Consider the following 20,054-nt stretch of genomic DNA (forward strand, 5'->3'; position numbering starts at 1 on the left):
ACCGGGCCGGTTGGCCCCGCGACGCTGCAAAGGACATTGAATGAAAGCGTTTGAGTTCCTCCTGGTTGCCTTGACCCTGGCCTCCGGCCTGATCCTGCTTGCCGACAAGCTGTACTTCGCCCGCCGCCGCGCCCGTCGCGCCGGCCTGCTGGACACCGAGCCGGCGCTGGTGGACTACTCGCGCGCGTTCTTCCCGGTGCTGGCGATCGTGCTGGTGGTGCGCAGCTTCATCGCCGAACCGTACAAGATCCCGTCCAGTTCGATGATGCCGAACCTGCTGATCGGTGATTTCATCCTGGTCAACAAGTTCGCCTACGGCCTGCGCCTGCCGCTGACCAACACCAAGTTCGTGCCGATCAGCGAACCGGAACGGGGCGACGTGGTGGTGTTCCATTTCCCGGGCCACGACGATCAGGACCCCAACAAGGGCGAGAATTTCATCAAGCGCGTGATCGGCGTACCGGGTGACCAGGTCACCTTCGAAGGCAACGGCCTGATCCTCAACGGCCAGCCGGTGGAATACGAAGACAAGGGCATCTACGCCGGCCATCGCGGCCATGGCGAAGGGTCCAGCCTGCTGGTCGAAAAGCTGCCGGGCCGTACCCACACCGTGCTGGAGACGGCGTATCCTGCCGGCCAGGGGGAATGGACCGTTCCGGCGGGCCGCTACCTGGTGATGGGCGACAACCGTGACAACAGTGATGACGGCCGTTTCTGGGGCCTGCTGCCGGAGCAGAACCTGCGCGGCAAGGCGTTCCTGATCTGGCTCAACTGCTCCGGCTGGTTCTGCAAGGACGGCTTCGAACCGTCGCGGATCGGCTCGGGCGTCAATTGATTCATCCACGCGTATCTGGGGAGAAACGCAATGAACAGCATGAAGGCGCAACGCGGCATTACCCTGACCTCCTTCCTGGTGGTCCTGATCGTGGTTGGCTTCTTCCTTTATGTCGGGATGAAGCTGTTCCCGATGTACCAGGAAAACTACGCCGTCCGTTCGGCCATGAAGAGCCTGGCCAATGAGCCCGGCATCGGCAGCATGCAGCCGGCCAATATCCAGAAGCTGCTGTTCAAGCGCCTGTACATCAACTACTCCGAGAACGTGAAGCCTGCCAACGTGAAGTTCGACCGCAAGGACAATGGCTGGACCATGCGCGTGAACTACGAAGTGCGGCGTCCGCTGATCGGCAACATCGACGTGGTCGGCAAGTTCGACTCAACCCAGGACCTCAGCCGTAGCGGTGTCGAATAAAACCTTCCAACGTGGTGACCTGATCGGCCACTCCTTCGCCAATGCGGACCTGCTCACGCAGGCCCTGCGGCACCGGTCTGCCGGCGTACCGAACAACGAGCGCCTGGAGTTCCTCGGCGACAGCATCGTCAACATGCTGGTGGCGCAGGCGCTGTATGCGCGCTGGCCGAAAGCCGACGAAGGCGCGCTGACCCGCGGCCGCGCCGAACTGGTGCGCGAAGGCGCGCTGGCCGAGCGCGCCCGTGAACTCAAGCTGGGCGAACGGCTGGTACTGGGCGCCGGCGAAATGAAAACCGGCGGCCACCGGCGCGATTCGATCCTCGCCGACGCCTTCGAGGCGGTGGTGGCAGCGATCTACCTGGACGCGGGCTTCGATGCCTGCCGCGCGGTGGTGCTGCCCTGGTTCGATGCGGCCATGGACGCCCTGCCGGCGACCGGACGGCCGGAAAAAGACCCCAAGACCCGGTTGCAGGAATGGCTGCAGGGCCGACAGAAGGCGCTGCCGGCGTACGAACTGGTGTCAGAATCCGGTGACGACCATGCCAAGACCTTCCGGGTACGCTGCAACCTGACAGAACCGGCCGTGTGTACCGAGGGCGAAGGCTCCTCGCGGCGGCTGGCCGAACAACAGGCGGCTGCGGCCGCGCTTGACCTACTGGTGGATTCAAAGTGACCGAACAGACCCCCCATCGTTGCGGCAGCGTTGCTGTCATCGGCCGCCCCAACGTGGGCAAATCGACCCTGACCAATGCACTGGTAGGGGCCAAGGTCAGCATTGTCTCCAACCGGCCGCAGACCACGCGCCACCGGCTGCTGGGCATTGCCACCTACCCGGAAGGCCAGCTGGTGCTGGTGGACACGCCCGGCCTGCACAAGGTGCAGAAGCGGGCGATGAACCGGGTGATGAACCGTGCCGCGCGTGGATCGCTGGAAGGCGTCGACGCCGGCCTGCTGGTCATCGAAGCCGGCCGCTGGGACGAAGAAGACAGCCTGGCCTTCAACGTGCTGCGTGATTCCGGCATCCCGGTGGTGCTGGTGGTCAACAAGGTGGACCGGATGAAGGAAAAGGCCGCGCTGCTGCCGTTCCTGCAGCAGGTCACCGAAGGCCGCGAGTTCGCTTCGGTGCATCCGATTTCCGCGCAGAAGCGCAACGGCCTGGAAGCACTGGTGCGTGACGTGCTGGCCCTGGTGCCGGAAGCCCCGCCGATGTTCGGCGAAGACGAGATCACCGACCGCAGCCAGCGCTTCCTGGCCGGCGAACTGGTCCGCGAGCAGCTGATGCGCCAGCTCGGCGAAGAACTGCCGTACGCCACCACGGTGGAGATCGAGCGCTTCACCGAAGACGGCAACCTGCTGCGCATCGGTGCGGTGATCTGGGTCGAGCGCGAAGGGCAGAAGGCCATCGTGATCGGCAAGGGCGGCACCCGCCTGAAGGACATCGGGGCCAAGTCGCGCATGCAGATGGAGCGCTTGTTCGGTGCCAAGGTGTTCCTGGAAACCTGGGTGCGCGTGCGCGAGGGCTGGTCCGACGACGAGGCCGCGCTGAAGGCCTTCGGTTACGAATAAGCAGCGCCTGCGGGGCCCGCCCTGATGGAGATCGCGTCCGAACCGGGCTTTGTCCTGCACGCGCGGGCTTACCGCGAGACCAGCCTGCTGGTGGAGGTGCTCAGCGCCTCGCACGGGCGGCTGGGCCTGCTTGCCCGCGGCGTCTCCAGTGCGAAGGGGCAGGTGCTGCGTGCGGCACTGCAGCCGCTGCAGTGGATCCGTTTCGACGCGGTGCAGCGTGGCGACCTGGCGCAGCTGCGCGGCGCCGAGGCGCTGGATGCCGCACCGCGCCTGGCCGGCAATGACATGCTGGCCGGCTTCTATCTGAATGAACTGGTGATGCGGCTGGCGCCCCGGCACGACCCGCTGCCGGACCTGTACCGGGCCTACGGCGAAGTGCGCGCGCGGCTGAGCCTGGAGCTGTCGCTGGCGTGGAGCCTGCGCCGGTTCGAACGCGATCTGCTGGAAGCGCTGGGGGTCGGTTTCGACTTGGCCTTCGCCAGCGACGGCAGCGCGGTGGACCCGGCCGCGCGGTATCTGCTGGATCCGCAGGAGGGGCCACGACGGTTGCTCAGCGAACGCGATGGGGAAGGGCGGCGCGGAACGGCAACCGGGGCTGCGCTGCTGGCGCTGGCGCGCGATGAAGAACCCGGCACCGACGACCTGGCCAGCCTGCGACTGCCGATGCGGGTGGTGCTGGCCTACCACCTGGGATCGCGTGGCCTGAAATCCTGGGAGCTGCTGGACGACCTGGCACGACGCCGCTGAGCGGCCTCTTCAATGCAGCAGGGCGGCCACCGCATCGCGGAAGCTGGCCTGGGCCATGTGCGAGGCGGGCATCTGGTGCAGGGTGCGCACCGCGCGGCTCAGCCGGGCAGCACCGACGAAACCACAACTGGCCTGCAGCCGGTGCAGCTGGTTACGCAGGGCCGGCTCGTCATGGCGGTCCACCGCCTGGTCGACGGCATCCCGCACGCTCGGCAGCTCGGCCAGGAACAGCTCGCGCAGCGCCACCAGGTGGTTACGTTGCCCGTTCAGGGCGGCCAGCGCGGTGATCTCGTCCCAATCCTGGGCCTCGTTCAGCACCATGGCCTGGATCGGCGCGCTGTCCACGCGGTAACGGGCCCCTTGGCCCAGGCTGCGACGCACGCCCTTGAGCAGGGCATCGCGGCCCAACGGCTTGACCAGGATGTCGCCGAATCCGGCGTCCCGCAGGCGCCCATGCGCGGACGCGTCGCGATCGGCGGTATGTGCCAGTGCCGGCGTGTCCGGGTACTGCCGGCGCAACTGCTGCAGCAGCTCGCTGCCATGGCCATCGGGCAGGTTCGCATCGATCAGCCACAGGTCGTACTGCCGCACATGGGCCCGGGCGAGCGCGGCGTTGAGCGAGTCGGCGGTATCCACGTCCGCTGGCAGGGTTTCCAGCGCGGCCTTGAGGAAACCACACGTGATGATGTCGTCCTCGACCAGCAGGAAACGGGGGCGCGCGGGGCGCGGCGTATTCGTCTGCATAAGGCTGCCTCCATGTCAGCTACGCTGCATATTAACCACCGCGCGCCGCCTTGCAAGGGTAGAGAGGCGACTTTCCCCCTCATCTGAGACAATACGCGCCCTTTTTCACACGCAGCCCTTCGCCACGTGGCCCGTCAACGTTCCCGCATCGACCGCACCCTCTTCAGAACCGACATCCTCGACCTGAGCCACGACGGCCGCGGCGTTGCCCGCCGTGATGGCGAAGGTGGCAAGGTCACCTTCATCACCGGCGCGCTGCCGGGTGAAGTGGTGATGGCCGAACAGACCGCGCGCAGCAAGCATTTCGACCAGGCGCGCACCGTCGAAGTGGTGGAAGCCTCGCCGCTGCGCGTGCAGCCGAAGTGTCCGCATTTCAGCGTCTGTGCCGGCTGCGTGCTGCAGCACCTGGAAGAAAGCGAGCAGATCGTGGCCAAGCAGCGGGTGCTGATGGACAACCTGCAGCGCATCGGCCACGTGCAGCCGCAGCAGGTGCTGCCGCCGCTGGTGGGCGACAGCTGGGGCTATCGCCGCAAGGGTCGCTTCTCGGTGCGTCGGGTCGAGAAGAAAGACAAGACCCTGGTCGGCTTCCGCGAGCTGGATCCGCGCTTCGTGGCGGACCTGTCCCAGTGCCTGACGGTGATCCCGGAGATCGGCACCAAGGTGTCGGTGCTGTCCGCATTCGTTGAGTCGCTGGATGGCCGTCGCGACATCCCGCAGATCGAGTTCATCGCTGGCGACGACGCGATCGCGCTGACCATCCGCCACATGCAGCCGCTCAGCGCGTCCGATCGCGCGGCCTGGATCGCGTTCGGGCAGGAACACGGATTCGCCATTTTCCTGCAGCCCGACGGCGTGGATTCGGTCCACCCGCTGTGGCCGCAGGAGGTCCCGCTGTCGTTCCGGCTGGCACCGTGGGACGTGGAGCTGGCGTTCCGCCCGCTGGACTTCATCCAGGTCAATGCGAACCTCAACGTGAAGATGATCGAGCATGCGCTGGCGCTGCTGGATGCCGGCCCGGACGAGCGCGTGCTGGACCTGTTCTGCGGGCTGGGCAACTTCACCCTTCCGCTGGCCCGCGGCGTGCGCGAAGTGGTCGGCGTGGAAGGCGATGCCGGGCTGGTGGCGCGGGCGAAGGAGAACGCGCAGCGCAACGGGCTGGCCAATGCCAGCTTCCATGCCGCCGACCTGACCCAGGACCAGCGCCAGGCCTCGTGGATGCTGGAAGGCTTCGACAAGCTGCTGCTGGATCCGCCGCGCTCGGGCGCCATCGAAGTGCTGCAGCAACTGCCGCTGGAGCAGTTCAAGCGCATCGTCTACGTCAGTTGCCATCCGGGTTCGCTGGCGCGCGATGCCGGCTACCTGGTCAAGGAGCGTGGCTTCACCCTGGTCAGTGCCGGGGCGATGGACATGTTCCCGCATACCGCGCACGTGGAAAGCATCGCGGTGTTCGAAAAAGCCTGATCATGGTGGATGACGACCGTGGGTCGTGGTGGGTGACGACCATTGGTCGTCACGCTCTTCCCGCATAATCCCCACATGGGCATTGAAATCGAACGGAAATTCCTGGTCACCGATGATGGCTGGCGGGCGGCGGCGCATGCGGTCATTCCGATGGCGCAGGGCTATATCAACGACATGGGTGCGCTGGACCGGGGCGACCAGAAGGCCTCGGTACGGGTGCGCATCGAAGGCGACGGCGCCGCACTGAACCTCAAATCACGCACGCTGGGGCGCAGCCGGCAGGAGTTCGAGTATCCGATTCCGCTACGGGACGCGCGTGAGCTGCTGGCGCTGTGCGCGGGCGGGCTGATCGACAAGCGCCGGCACCTGGTGCAGCACGACGGCCTGCTGTGGGAAGTGGACGAGTTCCTCGGCGACAACGCCGGGCTGGTGGTGGCCGAAGTGGAGCTGGATGACCCTGAGCAGGCGATCAGCCTGCCCGCGTGGGCCGGCCGCGAAGTCACCGACCAGGCCCGCTACTACAACGTAGCGCTGGCTTCCCACCCTTACACCCGCTGGTCTCCCGAAGAGAAAGGCGACGGCGGGGAGTAAGTCGTAGCCGGCGCGTCAGGGCTTGCCCGAACCCACGTGATCCCGTCCGCCCCTTTTCCGGGGCGCGGCCGTCCCCATGTCGGGGGGATGAAGATCGATATCTATTCCGACGTGGTGTGTCCGTGGTGCTGGATCGGCAAGCACCGTTTCGCGCAGGGTCTCGCGCTGCTTGGCGATGAGGTGCCCGCGCTGCAGGTGCGCTGGCAGCCGTTCCAGCTGGATCCGGATGCCGACACCACGCCGGTGCCGCTGCGCGAGGCCTACGCGCGCAAGTTCGGCGGTGCCGAGCGCACCAACCAATTACTGGGCCAGACCCAGGCGACTGCCCAGGCCGAAGGCCTGCCGATGGATTTCAGCCGAGGCCAGGTCCGCGTGACCACGCTGCAGGCGCACCGCGTGCTATGGCTGGCCGGGCAGCATGGGGTCCAGGATGCGGTGGGCGAGGCGCTGTTCCGCGCGCATTTCGAACACGGGCACAATCTGGCCGATCCGCAGGTGCTGGTCCAGGCCGGGGTCGAGGGGGGACTGGCCGCCGACGACATCCAGGCGATGCTCGGCTCGGACCTCGGGCTGGACGAGGTGCAGCAAAGCCTGCAGCACGCCCATGCCATTGGCATCACCTCGGTGCCGACCTTCGTCATCGACGGCCGTTGGGCAATCCAGGGTGCGCAATCGCCGGAAGCGATCGCCCAGGCGCTGCGCCAGATCGCCGCCGAACGCGGCGAAGCCGCCGCTTCCGGCGCGCTGGACGCTGAAGACGGGTGTGGCCCGGACGGCTGCAGGGTCTGACGCTGGGCCACGCTTCTGCGACAATGCGGCGCTGCGCCATCGTGGCGCCTGCCGTGGAGACCTGAACATGCTGCTGATCGGCGTTGCCGGTACCGAACTGACCGCCCAGGAGCGTGAGTGGCTGCAGCACGATGCCGTGGCCGGCGTGGTGCTGTTCAAGCGCAACTTCGCCTCCCGCCAGCAGATCGCCGCGCTGTCCGCCGCGATCCGTGAGGCCGCACCGCGTCCGCAGTTGATCTGCGTGGATCAGGAAGGCGGACGCGTGCAGCGCTTCCGCGAAGGCTTCACCGATCTGCCCCCGCTGCAGCAGATCGGCCTGGGCTACGCGCAGGATCCACAGGCCGCGCTGGCCGCCGCCGAACAGCACGCCTGGCTGATGGCCAGCGAGGTGCGCGCCAGCGGCGTGGACCTGAGCTTCGCGCCGGTGGTGGACCTGGGCCACCGCAACCGCGCCATCGGTGATCGCGCATTCAGCGAAGATCCGCAGGTGGTGGCCGCCTTCACCGCCGCCTACGTGCGCGGCATGCACAGCGCCGGCATGGCCGCCACGCTCAAGCATTTCCCCGGCCATGGCAGCGTGCTGGAAGACACCCACGTCGACACCGCGATCGATCCACGCGGGCTGGATGAACTGCAGGCGCGGGACCTGGTGCCCTTCGTGGCCGGTATTGCCGCCGGCGCCGACGCGGTGATGATGGCCCACGTCATCTACCCCCAGGTGGCCCCGGAACCGGCGGGCTACTCGCGGCGCTGGGTCCAGGACATCCTGCGCGGCGAGCTTGGCTTCCGTGGCGTGGTGTTTTCCGATGACATCGGCATGGCCGCCTCGTTCAGCGCGGGCGGGGTGAAGGCCCGTGTCGACGCCCATCTGGATGCCGGCTGCGATGTGGTGCTGGTCTGCCATCCCGAGCTGGTGGACGATGCGCTGCAGGCCATGCAGCATCGAACCTCGAACACCGCCGCGCTGCTCGGCCTGATCGGCCGCGGCGCGCTTGGCTGGGACGGCCTGCTGGCCGATGCCCGGCATGGCGACACCCGAACCCGTTTTCTTGAATCCTCTGGAAGAACCGTCTGATGCCCAACCTCACCATTTCCCAGGCCCTGGAACAGGCTGACCTGCTGGTCGACCGCCCCACCATCGACCAGGCCATCGGCCGCATCGCCGACGCCATCGCCAGCGACTACAAGGGCGAGGTGCCGCTGTTCCTGTCGATCATGCATGGCGCGCTGCCGTTCGCCGGCCAGCTGGCGCTGGAGCTGGGCGCGCGCGGTCAGGACGTGCAGTTCGATTACCTGCACGCCACCCGTTACCGCGGCGAGACCACCGGCGGTGATCTGGTGTGGAAGCACAAGCCGGCCACCGCGCTGTTCGGCCGCCGCGTGCTGCTGGTGGACGACATCCTGGATGAGGGCTACACCCTGCAGGGTGTACGCACCTGGTGCCTGGAGCAGGGCGCCACCGACGTGCGCATCGCTGCGCTGACGGTGAAGAAGCACGACCGCGCGCTGCCTGACGTGCAGGCCGATTATTCCGGCGTGGAGCTGCCGGACCGCTATGTGTTCGGCTTCGGGATGGACGTCAACGAGACCCTGCGCTGCGTGCCGGCGATCTACGCGATGAAGGAAAGCTGATGCAGCCCATCGCCCTGGCGGTCATCGGCGGCACCGGCGTGTACAACCTCGCCACGCTGGATGACGTGCAGACCCACGAGGTGGAAACCCGCTTCGGTACGCCGTCCGGTCCGATCCGGGTTGGCAGCCTGCTGGGCCACCGGGTCGCTTTCCTGGCCCGCCACGGCGAGGGCCATTCGCTGCCGCCGCACAAGATCAACTACCGCGCCAATCTTGCCGCACTGCAGCAGATCGGCGCGCCGCGCGTGCTGGCCCTGAATACGGTCGGCGGCATAGGCGATGCCTTCGGGCCGCGCGTGCTCGCCTGCCCGGACCAGATCATCGACTACACGTGGGGTCGGATCTCCACCGTATGTGAAGAGGCGGGCAGCGAGGTCCTGCACGTGGACTTCGGTCACCCGTACACGCCTATGCTGCGAAGCAAAATTCTCGCCGCTGCAAAGGTGACCGGCGTCACGGTGCACGACGGCGGTTGTTATGCTGCAACGCAGGGCCCCCGCCTTGAAACCATTGCGGAAATCGCGCGTCTGCGCCGTGACGGCTGCGATCTGGTCGGCATGACCGGGATGCCCGAAGCGGCCTTGGCACGCGAGCTCGGGCTCGACTACGCCTGCCTTGCGATCGTGGCCAACTGGGCCGCCGGGTGTGGCGATGGGGAGGAAATCACGATGGCCGAAGTGCTGTCCAACGTGCAGGCCGCGTCCAACGGATTGCCCGAGCTGATCGGGGAATTGGCACGGGGGTGATTGTCATCCTCGGGCAAGGTTTGCATACTCGCCCCGTGCGCAGGGTTTTTGCGCACACCACCCATTCATTGCAAAGGTCTCGCATCAACATGGCAACAGGTACCGTGAAGTGGTTCAACGACGCCAAGGGATTTGGCTTTATTACTCCGGACGACGGCGGCGCTGATCTGTTCGCGCACTTCTCCGCCATCCAGGGCAACGGCTTCAAGTCCCTGCAGGAAGGCCAGAAAGTCACCTTCGAAAAGACCCAGGGCCCGAAGGGCGACCAGGCATCCAACATCCAGCCCGCCTGATCCATCCAGTCGCGTGTTGGAGAACCCCGCCTCGGCGGGGTTTTTTTTTTGCCTGCCGCGCGGATCAGGCACAATCGCAGCATGGATCCCCGCATGCGCATCGCCGTCATCGGCTACGGCACCGCTGGCCAGGCATTGGCCATTCTGTTGTCCCGCGACGACCACCACGTCGACATCTTCGAGCGCGCGCCCCACCCCGGGCCGGTCGGCGCCGGCTTCCTGCTGCAGCCCAGCGGCCTGCAGGTGCTGTGGCAGATGGGCCTGCTGGATGCGGTGCGCGCGCACGCCGCCCCGGTGCACCGCTTGCACGGCGATACCCCCTGCGGCCGGGCGGTGATGGACATGGGCTACGACGGACTGGATGCGCGCCTGCACGGATTGGGCATGCAGCGTGGCGCGCTCTTCCAGCTGCTGGACCAGGCGCGTGAGGGCCTCGGGCAGCTGCACGCAGGCGTCACCATCGCATCGGTCGACCATGAGCGTGGGCTGCTGCGCGATGGCGAAGGACGCCAGCATGGTCCCTACGACCTGGTGATCGCCGCCGACGGCTCGGCATCGGCCCTGCGCGCGCAGGTCGGGGCGACGTCGCTGGACCGGGTCTACCCGTGGGGCGCGCTGTGGTGCCTGTTGCCGGCGGAGGATTGGCCACACGTGAACGAACTGCGCCAACGCTACGTGGCGGCGCGCAAGATGATCGGCCTGCTGCCGGTGGGGACGCGCCCCGGGGATGCCACGCCGCGCCTGAGCTTCTTCTGGAGCCTGCCGCGCGAAGACTTCACGCGCTGGGAGGCCGATGGCCTGCAGCCGTGGCTGGATGAGCTGCATGCGCTGTGGCCGGAGGCCGGCCCGCGCTTCGCCCACCTGCAGCAGGCCGGGCAGCTGGTGCGCGCCTCCTACCGCGATGCGGTGATGCGGCGCTGGCACAACGGCCGGCTGGTGCTGGCCGGCGATGCCGCGCATTCCATGAGCCCGCAGCTGGGGCAGGGGGTGAACATGGCGCTGCTGGACGCGCTGGCCCTGCGTGACGCGCTGCGCGTCCACGGCAAGGGCGAAGCCGCCCTGCAGGCCTACCAGGCGCAGCGACGCGCCCACGTGGCCGTGTACCACTACTGGAGCCGCTGGCTGACGCCGTTGTTCCAGTCCGACCGCGATGCGTGGTCGAAGGCCCGGGACGTGCTGCTGGGGCCGATGGGGCGCCTGCCGGGGGGGCGCGGCCACATGCTGCGCGTGCTCAGTGGTACTCAGCGCGGCTGGCTGGGAAAACTGCCGCTGGATCCTGCATTCATCGATGCGCTGGGCGCGCCGCGCGAGCCTGCAGCGGAGGCTGCGTTGTCTGTGGCGTGAACGCCGCCATGACCGGAGTTGACGGTCGGCTCACCCCGTTCATGGCACAACAGGGAGGAACGCACGCACCGCGTGCCCCCGCGTTGTTCCGTGATCCTGTATCGCGCCCCGGCGGGCGGCCCGTACTGCTGCCCCCTCTGGCTCGGGCGAGCCGCATGCAAGGAGTACCCCATGTTGTTCTCGGCTGAAGCGCTGGAATCGGAAATCTGCAAACTGCGCGGGTTGCTGCAGATGCTGCACGAAGACCAGCCGGACGTGCTGGAAGATGTCTTCGAATTCCATGTCGGCAGCCTGATCAGTCATTCCTCCCCGGAGCAGCACGGGTACATCCGCACGTGCGCCCAGGAGATGCTGGCCACGATCCGGGCGTTGCCGCGGCGGGTGGAAAGCCGCGGGCCGGATTTTCGACTGATGCCGGAGATGCTGGCGGTCGCGTGAGTGTTCTGCGCTGCGCGCGGGCTTGAAGCCAGAGCCAGAGCTGCAGGGCTGCTTGTGGGTGGGGCGGGGTGGCTGTGCAGGACACGCCGTGAATCCGTCCATGGAGGCTCGCTTTTCGCATCCATGCGAAAAGACGGTCCTGCACAGCCACCCCGCCCCACCTTTGACAGCTCCATGGCGGCCCAGGAACCTTCGGTAGCGCCGACCCATGGTCGGCGGATTGCGGGGAATGGGGTCTGATGGATTCCGCCGACCATGGGTCGGCGCTACCGCTTTTCTCTTTCTTTTTACGCGGGTGGCGGCCACGGAATCCGTCAGGGCGCCGGGTGGGTGGGTTGTCCGGGACACTGTGAGGCAGGAGCCGAACAGTAGCCTACAGGGACGTACTTGCGGCGTGTCCCGGACAACCCACCCACCCGGCGCCAAGCACGCAACCGGCTTTTTGCAGAAGCCACCCGCGAGGGGGTCCCACCCGTTCGACCCTACCGCGAAGGCAACAGCACCGCCGCCGAGTCCACGCACGCGACCAGCCGCTCACCAGCCGCCAACACCGGCGCCACCCCCGCCGTGAACTGCGAGAACGCCGGCAGCACCGTCACCCGATCGCGCAGCCAGAAGGCCGGCAACCGACGCGGCAACCCCGGCAGCGCCGCCAGCGGATGCAGGTGTCCCCCAATCACGTGGGCCTGCGCATCCGGCTCCGGTTCGTGGCGCAGCAGGAAGGGACCCAGTGCAGCCTGCTCCTCGTGCACCTGCACCTGCAGGGCGGCTTCGGACAGCGCGCGGTCGTGGTTGCCACGCACCACGTGGACCGCAAGTCGGGGCAATTGCTCGCGCCAGGCCAGCCATTGGCTGTACCACGGGGCGCGGTGCAGCGGGCCGTGCAGCACATCGCCCAGGATCCACAGCTGCTCGCAGGCGGTGCGTTCGACCAGCTGCTGCAGCCGCTGCAGGTCAGCGGCGGTGCCACCCACCGGCAACGCGATGCCGGCGCGGCGGAAGATGTCCGCCTTGCCCAGGTGCAGATCGGCGATCAGCAGCGCGTGCAGTCGCGGTATCCGCAGAGCGCGCTCGCCGAGCAGGATCACTTCTTCGCCGGCCAGTTGCAGGGCAAGGTCATCGGGCATTGCGCTTTTCCAGTTGTTGCGCGGCACGCTGTACGCGCGTGCGCCAGTCTTCGTTGCTCAGCTGGCCGCGCAGGCGTTCGGCCCACAGCGGGAAGCCCAGCGGCGTCAGTGAGCGCGGCGCCTGCAGCGACAGCGCCCGGCCCTGCATCCGCTGCAGTGCCTCGCCCAGTCCGTCCACGTCCAGGCTGTCGTGCAGGACTTCGCGTTCGGCCAACTGCAGCAGCATGTGGTCCGGATCGTGTTCGCGCAGCACGTCGTACAGCAGGCCGGCGGAGGCCTGCAGCTGGCGCAGGGAACGCGGCATGCCGCCCGGCAGGCTGGGCACCAGCAGGCCGGACACCCGCGCGATGCCGCGGAACTGGCGGCGTGCCAGCTCCCCCAGGTTGACCGCCGCGCGCAGGTCATCAAGCAGCGCGCCAGGGTCCAGCAGTGCGTTCCATTGCGCAGCATCCAGGTCGATGGGCACTGCCGGCGCCAGCACGAGCCCGTGGTCGTTCACCGCATAGCCGATGCTGTTGCGCTGCAGCCGCGTGCAACGCAGGGCCAGCAGCGCAGCAAGCGCTTCATGCACATGGCGTCCGGCGAACGGGTACACGAACAGGAACTGGCCTTCGCGCCGGCGCACGTCTTCCACCAGCAGGTGATCCGGCGAAGGCCGCGCCGACAGGGTTTCCTGCAGGGCCAGCAGGGGTGCCAGCCAGCGCGATTCCGGGCTGTCGTCGGTCCCGCCCAGCACCGCTTCCAGTTCGTGCCCCAGCGAAGGCGACAACGCCAGTTGGCCGCCCTGCCAGCGCGGCACCACGCCTTCTCCGCCGCGCGCCACGCGCACGTAGGCGGTCATGTCCTTCAGCTGTACCAGTTCGAGCAGGCGGCCGGCGAACTGGAAGCGATCACCACGGCGCAGGCGGCCGGCGAACTGCTCTTCCACCGCGCCCAGGCTGCCGCCACGCAGGAACTGCACGCGCACGCTGCCGTCGCTGCTGATGGTGCCGATGGAAAGGCGATGGCGCAGTGCCTGGCGGCGGTCGTGCACGCAGTAGATGCCGTCCTCGTCCTGCACCGCCTTGTGGAAATCCGGGTACTGCGCCAGCGCCCGCCCGCCCTGCACGATGAACAGCAGCACGTCCTGCCATTGCGCATCGGTGATGTCTGCAAAGGCGTGCGTGCGGCGGACCTGGGCAAGCAGCGAATCGGCGTCGAAGCCGCCGGCCAGGGCGCGGCTGATGCAGTGCTGGGCCAGCACGTCCAGCGACAGCCGAAGCGGACGTCGCGCTTCGACCACGCCCGCGTCGAGGGCGCGGCGCGCGGCAGCGTACTCGGCCAGTTCCAGCGCATGGCTGGGGACGCAGAGGATCTCGCCGCTGGCGCCGGGGCGATGCCGCGCACGTCCGGCGCGCTGGCGCAGCCGGGCTACGCCCTTCGGGCTGCCCAGCTGCAGTACCTGTTCCACTTCCGGGAAATCCACGCCCAGGTCCAGGCTGGAGGTGGCGACCACGCAGCGCAGGCTGCCAGCGCGCAGCCCATCTTCCACCTGCTGGCGTAGTGCGGGGTCCAGCGAGCCATGGTGCAGCGCCAGCGTGGCGCTGTCTTCGGGCCACACCGCTGACAGCGCCTGGTGCCAGAGTTCGGCCTGCGCGCGGGTGTTGGTGAACAGCAGGCTGCTGCGTGCGCCCATCAGCGCCTGCAGTACGCGCGGTAGTTGCCCCAGCCCCAGGTGGCCAGCCCACGGGAAGCGCTCGCCCGGCTCGGGCAGCAGGCTGCGCACGCGTACCGGGCGCGGACGGGCGCCTTCCACGGTCACTGCATCGGAGCGGCCGGGCAGCAGCACCGCGCGTGCCTGCTGCAGGTTGCCCAGCGTGGCCGACAGGCCCCACAGCTGCATCGAGGGGGCACTGTCGCGCAGCAGGGACAGGTTGAGCTGCAGCAGTACGCCGCGCTTGCTGCCCAGCAGCTCATGCCATTCGTCCACCACCACGCAGCGCAGCTGGCGCATGCGCGCCAGCGTATCGGGGTAGCTCAGCAGCAACGCCAGCGATTCCGGCGTGGTGACCAGCACGTCCAGCCGGCCCTCGCGGGCGAGGCGTTTGTCGCGGCTGCTGGCATCGCCGCTGCGCAGGCCCACCTGCCAGTCCAGCCCGATGGCCTTCAGCGGCGCCTGCAGTGCGCGCGCGGTGTCGGTGGCCAGCGCGCGCAGGGGTGTCACCCACAGCACCTGCAACGGCCGTACCGCGCTGCGACGGGCCGGCGCGGGCAGGGGATCGATCAGCGCCTGCAGCAACGGGCCGCCGAACATCGCCAGGGTCTTGCCGCTGCCGGTGGGGGTGTGCAGCAGGCCGGACTGACCGGCCAGGTAGTGCCGCCACATCGTGCGCTGGAACGGCAGCGGCCGCCAGCCGCGCTCGGCGAAGAACCCCTGCAGGCGCTTGAGCGCCTCCGCTGCGGTCATCGCGCAAGGGCCTGCAGCTGCTGGAGATTGTCGGCTTCGGCGGCGGGCTTGTCCTGGCGCCAGCGCAGGATGCGCGGGAAGCGCACGGCGATGCCGGACTTGTGCCGCTTGCTGACATTGACCGCTTCGAAGCCCAGCTCGAACACCTGTTCGGCACGCACGCTGCGCACCGGGCCGAAGCGTTCGCGCGTGTTGGCGCGGATCCAGCGATCCAGCGCGAGGATTTCCTTGTCGTCCAGGCCGGAGTAGGCCTTGGCCACCGGCACCAGTTCGTCACCCTTCCAGACCCCGAAGGTATAGTCGGTGTACAGCGTGCTGCGCCGCCCATGGCCCGCCTGCGCGTACAGCAGCACCGCATCGATGGTCAGCGGATCCACCTTCCACTTCCACCAGTCACCACGGCGGCGACCGGCCTGGTAGATCGAATCGGCACGCTTGAGCATCAGGCCTTCCACGCCGCGCACGCGGGCTTCTTCACGCAGGGTGGCCGCGTGCTGCCAGTCCTCGGCATGGACCTGCGGGGACAGCTGCAGGCGGGGATCATCCAGCGCGCCAAGCAGCGCCGCCAGGCGTTGCCGGCGCTGCTGCAACGGCACGTTGCGCAGGTCTTCGCCGCCTTGTTCCAGCAGATCGTAGGCGAGCACACGGACCGGCGTGCTGCGTAGCGTCGCCGGCCCCGGCTTGCGCCGCTGGATGCGCGTCTGCAGGGCAGTGAAGGCGCGCGGCAGATCCTCCTCCGCGTCCCAGGCCAGCAGCTCACCGTCGATCACGCAGCCATCGGGGAGTGCGGCTGCGGCCTGTTCGATTTCCGGAAAACGCCCGTCAAGCCGCTCTTCGCCGCGTGACCACAGCGCGACTTCCCCCTGCCGGCGCAGCAGCTGCAGGCGGATGCCATCCCACTTCCATTCCAGCAGCCAGTCAGTGACCGGGCCCAGTGTCTGCACGTCCGCTTCCAATGGCGAGGCGAGGAAGAACGGGTAGGGCTGCTGGCGGTCCAGCGGCAGCTCTTCGTGCGTCAACAACGTCGCCAGCAGCGTGGGCGAGGGCACCCACTCGCCGAGCATGCGCTGGGCGATGCGGGCGATGTCCAGCCCGGAAAGTTCGGCCAGCGCTTGTTGCACCAGTCGCTGCGATACGCCGACGCGCAACGCGCCGGTCAGCAGTTTGTTGAACACCAGCCGCTGCGGCGCAGGCAGCGTACGCCAGCCGGTTTCCACGGCGGCGCGGCGGATGGATTCGTCCTGGTTGGCCACGGCCAGCAGATGGGTTTCGATCCAGTCCACCAACGGGCGATCCGGCGCTGGCTGGCGCGGCTCATCCACCAACAGGGTCAGCGTTTCGGCCAGGTCGCCGACCTGCTCGTAGCTGTCTTCGACCAGCCATGCCGGCAGGCCGGATTCGTCCACCAGCCAGGCGCGCAGTTCACCACTGGCGGCGATCTTGCGACGGGCGCCGCCGACCTTGCCGCCGCTCAGCAGGTACAACGCCCATGCGGCGTCGTGCGCGGGTGCATGGCGGAAGTAGTCGACCAGCGCGGCGCGTTTGTCGCCGGTGGCGGTGCTGCGGTCCAAGCGCTGGTACAGATCGGCGAAGGCCTTCATTCTTCGCTCCCGTAGTCGGTGCGGAAGGCTTCGGCGGCGGTGCCGTTTTCGCGCAGGTAACGGATCAATGCATCGGTATTGCCATGAGTGGCGATGATCCGCGTGGCGCCGGTCTGCGCGATGGTCTGCAGCAGCGCCGGCCAGTCTGCATGGTCGGACACCACGAAGCCGCGGTCGACGTTGCGGCGGCGGCGGTTGCCGCGCAGGTGCATCCAGCCGGAGGCAAACCCGAGCTGGTGGCGGCCGAAGCGGCGCACCCACGGCGTTCCCGCAGCCGAAGGTGGGGCCAGCACCAGGCGGCCGGCCGAATCAGGCTGGCGACCCTGTTCGGCGACCGCCTCGGTGGCCAGCATCGGCACGCCGGCCTGGCGGTAAACCTGCACGCCGTTGTCGATCGCACCGTGCAACCACGCCGGCTGGTCGTCCAGCGGCAGCAGTTCGGCCAGCACCCGCTGCGCCTTGCCCAAGGCGTAGCAGAGCAGGATCGCCGCTTCGCCGCGTTCGCCACATTCGCGGCGCCAGGCGACGATGTCGGCGGCCACCTCGGAGGTGTCCGGCCAGCGGTAGATCGGCGAGGCGAACGTGGCTTCAGTGATGAACGTATCGCAGGGCACCACCTCGAACGGATCGCAGGTGGGATCGGGCTGGCGCTTGTAGTCACCGGACGCCACCCAGACCTGCTCGCCGTCGTCGATGCGCACCTGTGCAGAGCCCAGCACGTGGCCGGCCGGGTGCAGGGAGACCTCGACGCCGCCCATCCGGAACGGCACGCCCCAGCGGTGGGTGTGGATGCGCACATCGCCCAGCCGCCAGCGCAGGATGGCTTCGCTGGAGGTGCTGCAGTGGTATTCCTGCATGCCGCCGCGGGCATGGTCGCCATGGCCGTGGGTGATCACCGCACGCGCTACCGGGCGCCATGGATCGATGTGGAAATCGCCAGCGGGGCAGTACAGTCCTTCCGGACGCAGCACCACCAGATCGTCGCGTCTGCTCATGCCGTCACTGTGCCGGGGCGCTCGTGCAGGAGGTGAGAATCCGCCTGAACAGCAAGCACGCCCGCGCTGGGGCAGAATCAAGGGCCATGCGGCCAGGGAGGCGTTCCACCATGCGCGACCAAGCAGCACCGTTCCAGACCCACCTCGTGCAGAACCAGCCTCCCGCCTTCGCAGGGCGCCACCTGTGGGCCGATGATGCGGCGCTGGTGGAAGCGGTGGACCGCGGTGGTGCGTCCTCCTTCGCCGGTCGCCTGGCAGCGTACGGACGGCTTGCAGGCGATGCGCTGTACGGGCTCGGTTTCGATGCCAACCGCGATCGACCGCGCCTGCGCACCCACGATGCGCAAGGCCACCGCATCGACACCGTCGACTTCCATCCGGCGTACCACCAGTTGCTGCGCACGGCCAAGGAACACGGCGTGGCCGGGCTGTCCTGGCACGAGCCGCAACCTGGCGCGCACGTGGCGCGCGCCGCGCTGAGCTACCTGCACCACCAGGCCGAAGCCGGGACCAGCTGCCCGCTGACCATGACCCACGCCGCGGTGGCGGTGCTGGCCGACCACCCGGTGTTGTCGGAGTGGGCAGGCAAGGCGGCCGCGCCGGTGTACGACCCGCGCGATGTGCCGATCGCCGACAAGGTCGGCATCACCCTGGGCATGGGCATGACCGAAAAGCAGGGAGGCTCCGATGTGCGCGCCAATGCCACCGTCGCCGAGCCTGGCGCGGATGGCAGCTACCGGTTGGTCGGGCACAAGTGGTTCTTCTCCGCACCGATGTCCGACGGCTTCCTGGTGCTGGCACAGGCGCCGGCAGGCCTGACCTGCCTGCTGATGCCGCGGCGGCTGGCCGATGGCAACCGCAACGCGTTCCAGTTGATGCGCTTGAAGGACAAGCTGGGCGACTGGTCCAACGCCTCCAGCGAGGTGGAATTCACCGGTGCCCAGGCTTGGCGCGTGGGCGATGAAGGACGCGGCGTGGCAACCATCATCCACATGGTGATGATGACCCGGCTGGACTGCATGCTCGGCGCTGCCGCGGAAATGCGCATGGCGCTGGCGCAGGCGCTGCACCACGCGCGTCATCGGCACACCTTTGGACAACGCCTGTGTGACCACCCGCTGATGGCCAACGTGTTGGCCGACCTGGCACTGGAATCCGAAGCGGCGACCGCGCTGGCCCTGCATGTGGCGGCGGCGGTGGACCGCGCCGCGCGCGACCCGCGCCAGGCCCTGTTGGCACGGGTCGGCACCGCGCTGGGCAAGTACTGGGTATGCAAGCGCGCGGCGGCGTTCGTCAATGAAGCGCAGGAATGCCTGGGCGGAGCGGGCTACGTGGAAGAGTCGATGCTGCCGCGGCTGTATCGCCAGGCGCCGCTCAATTCAATATGGGAAGGCAGCGGCAACATCCAGTGCCTGGACGTGCTGCGCGCGCTGCAGCGCGAGCCGGCGGCGCTGCAGGCGCTGCATGAGGAACTGCTGGCCGGCAGCGGACTGGATGCGACCTTTGACGAGGCGATGTCGCGCTGGTGGAACGCCCTGCCACCGGAGCCGGCGCTGGCGCGGGTGTACTGCGAGCGGCTGGCGCTGCTGCTGCAGGGGTCGATCCTGCTGCGTGCAGGCAGCCCGTTTGCGGCCACGTTCGTGCGCAGCCGGTTGGGCGGCGAACACGGCCTGGCCTTCGGCACGTTGCCGCTGGGGATCGACAGCGCGGCGATGATGGCACGCGCGCTGCCCTGAGCCGGGGCAAAAAGAAAGGCGCCGGCCTGCGCCGGCGCCCGCCAGATGGAAGGGGGCCAATCAGTGCTGGCTGTGGTCGGCGTTGTCCTTGGCATCATCGGCAACGTCGCGGGCCTTGTCGGCCACGTTCTGTGCTGCCGTTGCGGTGGCTTCGCTGGCATTGGCAGCGGCATCCTTGGCGGCAACCTTGGCTTCGGCGGCGGCCGCAGCGGTGGAGTCGGCGGCACGGTCCAGCGCCTGCTGGGTATCGGCGGCGGCTTCGCGGGATGCGGCGGCGGCGTCATCGGTGGCATCGCGGGTAGCAGCAGCGGCGCGGTCAACCGCATCGCGTGCGGCGACGCCGGCGCTGTCGGCGGCCTGGGCGGCATCCTGTCGCGCCTGTTCGGCTTCGGGGCCCTTGCAGGCGGCCAGGCCGAGAACCAGCGCGGAGGCCAACAGGGACGTGGTCAGGGTGCGGATCTTCATGGCGCGCTCCAGGATCAGGGTTTCAGGGATCGCCAGCCTATTCATCGACCGGTCTAGGGCGGGTGAAGTTTTCTGCGCGCGCGC

The 20,054-nt window shown here is 68.3% G+C and carries 21 protein-coding genes; 15 read left to right on the plus strand and 6 right to left on the minus strand.

Annotated features, from left to right (window positions below; genetic code table 11):
* The first annotated feature begins 40 nt into the window (after nt 1–40).
* The 5 genes from lepB to recO are packed head-to-tail and all read left to right on the plus strand — an operon-like array spanning nt 41 to nt 3,562.
* The gene (gene lepB, locus SOM47_RS05945) at nt 41–835 is read left to right on the plus strand and encodes a signal peptidase I (RefSeq protein ID WP_042615280.1); all 795 of its coding nucleotides are present in this window, start codon (nt 41–43) and stop codon (nt 833–835) included.
* A gap of 30 nt (nt 836–865) precedes the next feature.
* Nucleotides 866–1,249: a DUF4845 domain-containing protein gene (locus SOM47_RS05950; protein WP_042615281.1), complete on the plus strand. Its 384-nt coding sequence runs from the start codon at nt 866–868 to the stop codon at nt 1,247–1,249.
* Nucleotides 1,239–1,922 carry a ribonuclease III gene (rnc, locus tag SOM47_RS05955; protein ID WP_320505024.1) on the plus strand — a complete coding sequence of 228 codons (684 nt, stop codon included), beginning with the start codon at nt 1,239–1,241 and terminating at the stop codon, nt 1,920–1,922. The genes SOM47_RS05950 and rnc overlap by 11 nt, the downstream gene beginning before the upstream one ends.
* Entirely contained in the window at nt 1,919–2,815 is an 897-nt protein-coding gene (era, locus tag SOM47_RS05960) for a GTPase Era (RefSeq protein ID WP_320505025.1), read from the plus strand. Before rnc ends, era begins: the two co-directional genes overlap by 4 nt.
* Nucleotides 2,816–2,839: 24 nt before the next feature.
* Nucleotides 2,840–3,562 (plus strand): DNA repair protein RecO, encoded by a 723-nt coding sequence (recO, locus tag SOM47_RS05965; RefSeq protein WP_192083188.1) that lies wholly within the window; start codon nt 2,840–2,842, stop codon nt 3,560–3,562.
* Between the two features lie 9 nt (nt 3,563–3,571).
* On the opposite strand, the gene SOM47_RS05970 is transcribed toward recO, so the two are convergent.
* Nucleotides 3,572–4,306, minus strand: a complete 735-nt coding sequence (locus SOM47_RS05970) for an Hpt domain-containing response regulator (protein WP_192083189.1) — start codon at nt 4,304–4,306, stop codon at nt 3,572–3,574.
* Between the two features lie 126 nt (nt 4,307–4,432).
* Here SOM47_RS05970 and rlmD point away from each other — a divergent pair, with 126 nt between their 5' ends.
* The 9 genes from rlmD to SOM47_RS06015 all read left to right on the plus strand — a co-directional run bounded on the left by rlmD (nt 4,433) and on the right by SOM47_RS06015 (nt 11,600).
* Nucleotides 4,433–5,767 carry a 23S rRNA (uracil(1939)-C(5))-methyltransferase RlmD gene (gene rlmD / locus SOM47_RS05975; protein ID WP_320505026.1) on the plus strand — a complete coding sequence of 445 codons (1,335 nt, stop codon included), beginning with the start codon at nt 4,433–4,435 and terminating at the stop codon, nt 5,765–5,767.
* Between the two features lie 75 nt (nt 5,768–5,842).
* Nucleotides 5,843–6,358 (plus strand): CYTH domain-containing protein, encoded by a 516-nt coding sequence (locus SOM47_RS05980; protein WP_192083190.1) that lies wholly within the window; start codon nt 5,843–5,845, stop codon nt 6,356–6,358.
* A gap of 87 nt (nt 6,359–6,445) precedes the next feature.
* Complete coding sequence (locus SOM47_RS05985) at nt 6,446–7,147, plus strand: DsbA family oxidoreductase (protein ID WP_320505027.1); 702 nt, start codon at nt 6,446–6,448, stop codon at nt 7,145–7,147.
* 67 nt (nt 7,148–7,214) lie between these two features.
* On the plus strand, nt 7,215–8,222 hold the full coding sequence (gene nagZ / locus SOM47_RS05990) for a beta-N-acetylhexosaminidase (RefSeq protein ID WP_320505028.1): 1,008 nt from the start codon (nt 7,215–7,217) through the stop codon (nt 8,220–8,222).
* Nucleotides 8,222–8,779 carry a hypoxanthine-guanine phosphoribosyltransferase gene (locus SOM47_RS05995; protein ID WP_042614978.1) on the plus strand — a complete coding sequence of 186 codons (558 nt, stop codon included), beginning with the start codon at nt 8,222–8,224 and terminating at the stop codon, nt 8,777–8,779. The genes nagZ and SOM47_RS05995 overlap by 1 nt, the downstream gene beginning before the upstream one ends.
* Nucleotides 8,779–9,525 (plus strand): S-methyl-5'-thioinosine phosphorylase, encoded by a 747-nt coding sequence (locus SOM47_RS06000; protein WP_042614977.1) that lies wholly within the window; start codon nt 8,779–8,781, stop codon nt 9,523–9,525. The genes SOM47_RS05995 and SOM47_RS06000 overlap by 1 nt, the downstream gene beginning before the upstream one ends.
* Nucleotides 9,526–9,614: 89 nt before the next feature.
* On the plus strand, nt 9,615–9,818 hold the full coding sequence (locus SOM47_RS06005; protein ID WP_042614976.1) for a cold-shock protein: 204 nt from the start codon (nt 9,615–9,617) through the stop codon (nt 9,816–9,818).
* Nucleotides 9,819–9,899: 81 nt separating this feature from the next.
* Nucleotides 9,900–11,162 (plus strand): FAD-dependent oxidoreductase, encoded by a 1,263-nt coding sequence (locus SOM47_RS06010; RefSeq protein ID WP_320505029.1) that lies wholly within the window; start codon nt 9,900–9,902, stop codon nt 11,160–11,162.
* Nucleotides 11,163–11,333: 171 nt separating this feature from the next.
* Entirely contained in the window at nt 11,334–11,600 is a 267-nt protein-coding gene (locus SOM47_RS06015; protein WP_042614974.1) for a hypothetical protein, read from the plus strand.
* Between the two features lie 482 nt (nt 11,601–12,082).
* On the opposite strand, the gene pdeM is transcribed toward SOM47_RS06015, so the two are convergent.
* From pdeM to SOM47_RS06035, 4 genes are read right to left on the minus strand one after another with little or no spacing between them, the layout of a single operon-like run.
* Complete coding sequence (gene pdeM / locus SOM47_RS06020) at nt 12,083–12,727, minus strand: ligase-associated DNA damage response endonuclease PdeM (RefSeq protein ID WP_320505030.1); 645 nt, start codon at nt 12,725–12,727, stop codon at nt 12,083–12,085.
* Nucleotides 12,717–15,173, minus strand: coding sequence for a ligase-associated DNA damage response DEXH box helicase (locus SOM47_RS06025; protein ID WP_320505031.1), 2,457 nt, complete (start codon nt 15,171–15,173; stop codon nt 12,717–12,719). The genes pdeM and SOM47_RS06025 overlap by 11 nt, the downstream gene beginning before the upstream one ends.
* Nucleotides 15,170–16,774 carry an ATP-dependent DNA ligase gene (locus SOM47_RS06030; protein WP_320505032.1) on the minus strand — a complete coding sequence of 535 codons (1,605 nt, stop codon included), beginning with the start codon at nt 16,772–16,774 and terminating at the stop codon, nt 15,170–15,172. The genes SOM47_RS06025 and SOM47_RS06030 overlap by 4 nt, the downstream gene beginning before the upstream one ends.
* Nucleotides 16,771–17,769: a ligase-associated DNA damage response exonuclease gene (locus SOM47_RS06035; RefSeq protein WP_042613270.1), complete on the minus strand. Its 999-nt coding sequence runs from the start codon at nt 17,767–17,769 to the stop codon at nt 16,771–16,773. Before SOM47_RS06035 ends, SOM47_RS06030 begins: the two co-directional genes overlap by 4 nt.
* Before the next feature lie 110 nt (nt 17,770–17,879).
* Here SOM47_RS06035 and SOM47_RS06040 point away from each other — a divergent pair, with 110 nt between their 5' ends.
* The gene (locus tag SOM47_RS06040; protein ID WP_320505033.1) at nt 17,880–19,505 is read left to right on the plus strand and encodes an acyl-CoA dehydrogenase family protein; all 1,626 of its coding nucleotides are present in this window, start codon (nt 17,880–17,882) and stop codon (nt 19,503–19,505) included.
* 60 nt (nt 19,506–19,565) lie between these two features.
* Here SOM47_RS06040 and SOM47_RS06045 read toward each other — a convergent pair whose 3' ends face one another.
* Complete coding sequence (locus SOM47_RS06045) at nt 19,566–19,970, minus strand: hypothetical protein (RefSeq protein ID WP_042613274.1); 405 nt, start codon at nt 19,968–19,970, stop codon at nt 19,566–19,568.
* Nucleotides 19,971–20,054 lie beyond the last annotated feature (84 nt).

The organism is Stenotrophomonas sp. CFBP8980, from assembly GCF_034046095.1.
GTDB classification, from domain to species: domain Bacteria; phylum Pseudomonadota; class Gammaproteobacteria; order Xanthomonadales; family Xanthomonadaceae; genus Stenotrophomonas; species Stenotrophomonas lacuserhaii.